Genomic DNA, 4,313 nt, shown 5'->3' with positions numbered 1-4,313 from the left:
TCACGGCTGAGACCAACTACAAGGACTCGCTCTCTCCCTTCGGTATCAAGATGGCTGACCGACTTTCGGGCAAGCCAATCCACTTGGACATTTCTGACCTACCAATGAAGAAAGGTATCATTACCAATCGCAACAAGTTCATTCTCGGTCCTTCGGGTAGTGGCAAGTCTTTCTTCACCAATCACATGGTACGCCAGTATTACGAGCAAGGGGCGCACGTGCTCTTGGTCGATACGGGTAACAGCTATCAAGGCTTGTGCGAGCTTATCCACCGCAAGACCAAGGGCGAGGACGGTGTTTATTTCACCTATACCGATGAGCATCCTATCTCTTTTAATCCTTTCTTCACCGATGATTACTTCTTTGACGTGGAGAAAAGAGAAAGTATCTGCACCTTATTGCTTACGCTTTGGAAGAGTGCCGATGAACATATTACCAAGACAGAAGCAGGCGAACTTGGTTCTGCCGTCAACACCTACATCGAACTTATCAGGACGGATCACACCATCGTTCCCTGCTTCAACACCTTCTATGAGTACCTGCGTGATGTGTATCGGGAGGACATGGAGCACCGGGACATCAAAGTAACGCTCTCTGACTTCAATATCAACAACCTCCTAACGACACTCAAGCAGTATTATAAAGGTGGCAGGTATGACTTCCTGCTGAACTCGGATAAGAATATCGACCTACTCTCGAAACGTTTCATCGTCTTTGAAATTGATCAAGTGAAGGACAACAAGGATTTGTTTCCTGTCGTAACGATTATCATCATGGAAGCTTTCATTAACAAGATGCGCCGATTAAAAGGCATCCGCAAGATGATTCTCATCGAGGAAGCATGGAAGGCGATTGCATCCGCTAATATGGCAGACTATATAAAATATTTATATAAGACGGTCAGAAAGTATTTCGGGGAGGCTATTGTCGTAACGCAGGAGGTGGACGACATTATACAATCTCCCATTGTCAAGGAAAGCATCATCAACAACTCCGACTGCAAAATCCTGCTTGACCAGCGCAAGTACATGACCAAGTTCGACGGCATACAAGCCATGCTCGGACTCTCCGAAAAGGAGAAGAGTCAGATACTTTCCATCAACCAGAATAACGATACCAACCGACTATATAAAGAGGTGTGGATAGGTTTAGGCGGTATGCAGAGTGCCGTCTATGCCACAGAGGTGAGTATGGAGGAATACCTTACCTATACCACCGAGGAGACGGAAAAGGTGGAGGTGATGCAACGTGCGGAACTGTTAGATGGCGACATCGAAACGGCTATCAGGCAGTTGGCAAGTGAAAAACGAGAGAAAAGAAAGTAATTTTTCAACAACTTAAATATGACAACAACAATGAAAAAACAAGTTTTTATGCTACTTACCGCTTTGATTTTATTCTGCGGTGGTCAGACCCACGCACAGTGGGTAGTAACCGACCCGGGCAACTTTGCGGGTAACATCGCCAATTCCGTCAAGGAAATCGCCACCGCCTCGAAGACGGTGAAGAACACCTTGGACGGATTCAAGGAAGTGGAGAAGCTCTACAACGACACGAAGAAGTATTACGACGATTTGCGTAAAATCAAGAACTTAATCGGTGATGCCTATAAAGTAAAAGAATGTATCCTGATGGTGGGCGACATCTCGGAGATTTACGTTACCTCGTACAAGAAGATGCTCTCAGACAAGAACTTCCGTCCTTCGGAACTTGCTGCAATGGCTTCCGGCTATACCAAGTTATTGGAATTGAGCGGCGAGAGCCTGAAAGAACTCAAATCGGTTGCCAAAAGCAATGTGTTCTCGATGAACGACCACGAACGTATGCAGCAGATAGACCATATCTATACCACGCTGCGTGAATATCGTTCGCTGGTATCTTACTACACCCGTAAGAACATATCGGTGAGCTTCGTGCGTGCCAGAGAGAAGGGAGAACTGAGCGAGGTAAAATCCCTCTACGGTAATACGGCAAGCCGCTATTGGTAATCAAGTAAGGAAAGGACAAACTTATGGATTTTGCCAGTTTACACGATTTGCTCCGCTCGACCTATGACGAGATGATGCCGCTTTGTTCGGATATGACAGGTGTGGCAAAGGGGATTGCGGGCTTGGGTGCGCTCTTCTATATCGCACTGAGGGTATGGGCTTCGCTTGCCCGTGCCGAGGCAATCGACGTGTTTCCGCTCCTACGTCCCTTTGTGATTGGTTTTTGCATTATGTTTTTCCCTACGATAGTGCTTGGCACAATGAATGGCGTACTCTCCCCAATCGTCAAGGGTACGGAAATGATGGTGGACAAGCAGGAGGGGACACTTGCCAAACTTATAGCACAAAGGGATAAGTTGCAGGAGGAAGCCTATCTGCGCAACCCCGAAACGGCATTTTTGGTATCGAATGAAGCCTTTGACCAAAAGATTGAAGAGATGGGCATCGTCGGTCCGGAGGATGCCATAACCATTGCGGGAATGTATGCGGAACGCTCTGCCTACCAAATGAAACAATGGATTTTAAAGTGTGTTCACGACATCATGGAAATACTCTTCCACGCTGCGGGATTGATTATTGACACGCTGCGCACTTTCATTCTGATTGTGCTCTCCATTCTTGGACCCGTCGTTTTCGGCATTGCCGTATGGGACGGACTGTCGGGGTCGATGACGGCTTGGTTTTCTCGCTATATATCGGTGTATCTATGGTTACCGGTGAGCAGCATCTTGACCGCCCTTCTGACAAAGATACAAGTGCTGATGGTGCAGAAAGATATTGAAACCCTTAGCGACCCGAATTTTCTCCCCGATGCGGGCAGTTGGTATCACATTGTCTTCTTCCTCATCGGTATCGTGGGCTACTTCTGTGTGCCTACGGTAGCAGGCTGGATTATTGAGGCTGGTGGTGGCATCGGCTCTTACGGTCGCAACGTCAACCAGACGGCTCAGCGTGGAGCGCAGGGCGCATACACCGGAGGCAAGTATTTGGCAGGTGGAGCCGGAGCCGTTGCAGGCAATGCCATCGGACGTATCAAGGGTGCATTACTCAAAGGTAAATAACAAAAAACGTAAAAAACAATGGAATTCAAATCACTCACCAATATCGAGACCTCATTCCGTCAGATCAGGCTCTATGCCTTTGTCTTTGCCATCGTCTGCGTGGCGGTCAGCGGCTATGCCGTCTATGCCTCGTATGGCTTTGCCAAAGAGCAGAGGGAGAAAATCTATGTGCTTGACCAAGGAAAGTCTTTGATGCTCGCACTGAGTCAGGATGCAAGCAAGAACCGACCTGTGGAAGCGAGGGAACACGTCCGTCGTTTCCATGAACTGTTCTTCACCATCGCGCCCGATAAGGATGCCATCGAGAAGAACATGGAGCGTGCCTTTGTGCTGTGTGACAAGTCGGCTTTCAATTATTACAAGGACTTGGCGGAAAAGGGTTATTACAACCGTGCCATTTCGGGCAATGTCAATCAGCGTATAGAGGTGGACTCTATCCGCTGCAACTTTGAGGTCTATCCCTACGAGGTAACGACCTACGCCCGTCAGTTCATCGTGCGACCGAGTAACATCACGGAGCGTAACCTGATTACGACCTGCACCTTGCAGAACTCCGTCCGCTCGGACAACAATCCGCAGGGCTTCCTCATGGAGCAGTTTATGGTGCGACAGAATCAAGACCTCCAAACCTATAAACGATAGCACGATGAAAAGAACAAGGGGATTTTCATTCGCACGGCACTATTTGAGGGCGCACTTGTGGCTTCGCCATCGGTGCGACAGGCTCACGGCAAAGCAGCGCAAGCTGATTGTATTCGGATTAAGTTTTGTCTATCTCGTCTGTTCTTTAGTGATGATAGCGCAGTTTTTCCTGTCGCACGATAAGGAGGAAAGACTACCTATCCCCAAGGGAACGATAATAGACAGCGACATCCATACAGATAGCGTATTTATACGACTTTATCAACAATATTCAACTAATAGTAATGAAAATGGATAATAAACAGAAAGAATATCTCAAGAAAGGACTGGTCTTCGGTGGGCTGGGATTGCTTTTCGCCCTCTCGATGTGGTTCATATTTGCCCCGTCGGGCAAGGAGAAGAGTGCGGCGCAGCAGGGACTGAACGACAGCATACCGCAGGCGACCACCGAACAGCTGACGGGAAACAAACTTAAAGCCTACGAATTGGGCGACAAGAGCCGTCAGGACGAACAGACACGCGAGGAGATGGGCAGGCTTTCGGATTACTTTGATAGTAATACCGCCCCCTCGGAAAGCGAGCGTGCGGAAACAGCCGCTTCGACGGCAAAGATTGAAAGCTC

At 48.2% G+C, this 4,313-nt stretch carries 5 protein-coding genes and 1 pseudogene; all 6 read left to right on the top strand.

What is annotated here, in order from left to right; genetic code table 11:
• The coding region (locus HMPREF9304_RS09485; protein ID WP_036928496.1) for a TraG family conjugative transposon ATPase at positions 1-1,325 on the top strand (1,325 nt) is incomplete at its 5' end.
• A gap of 30 nt (positions 1,326-1,355) precedes the next feature.
• The gene (locus HMPREF9304_RS09480) at positions 1,356-1,988 is read left to right on the top strand and encodes a DUF4141 domain-containing protein (RefSeq protein ID WP_036928495.1); all 633 of its coding nucleotides are present in this window, start codon (positions 1,356-1,358) and stop codon (positions 1,986-1,988) included.
• Between the two features lie 23 nt (positions 1,989-2,011).
• Positions 2,012-3,049 carry a conjugative transposon protein TraJ gene (gene traJ / locus HMPREF9304_RS09475; protein ID WP_008448442.1) on the top strand — a complete coding sequence of 346 codons (1,038 nt, stop codon included), beginning with the start codon at positions 2,012-2,014 and terminating at the stop codon, positions 3,047-3,049.
• Positions 3,050-3,067: 18 nt separating this feature from the next.
• Positions 3,068-3,691: a conjugative transposon protein TraK gene (traK, locus tag HMPREF9304_RS09470; protein ID WP_036895233.1), complete on the top strand. Its 624-nt coding sequence runs from the start codon at positions 3,068-3,070 to the stop codon at positions 3,689-3,691.
• 4 nt (positions 3,692-3,695) lie between these two features.
• Positions 3,696-3,989 carry a hypothetical protein gene (locus HMPREF9304_RS09465; RefSeq protein ID WP_036928491.1) on the top strand — a complete coding sequence of 98 codons (294 nt, stop codon included), beginning with the start codon at positions 3,696-3,698 and terminating at the stop codon, positions 3,987-3,989.
• A pseudogene (locus HMPREF9304_RS09460) lies at positions 3,976-4,313 on the top strand (conjugative transposon protein TraM); the annotation flags it as partial. The gene HMPREF9304_RS09465 and the pseudogene HMPREF9304_RS09460, both read left to right, overlap by 14 nt.

The organism is Hoylesella timonensis S9-PR14 (assembly GCF_000762405.1).
Lineage (GTDB): Bacteria > Bacteroidota > Bacteroidia > Bacteroidales > Bacteroidaceae > Prevotella > Prevotella timonensis_A.
Note: the sequence above shows the minus strand (reverse complement) of the source record. Positions and strands in the feature narration are given on the sequence as shown.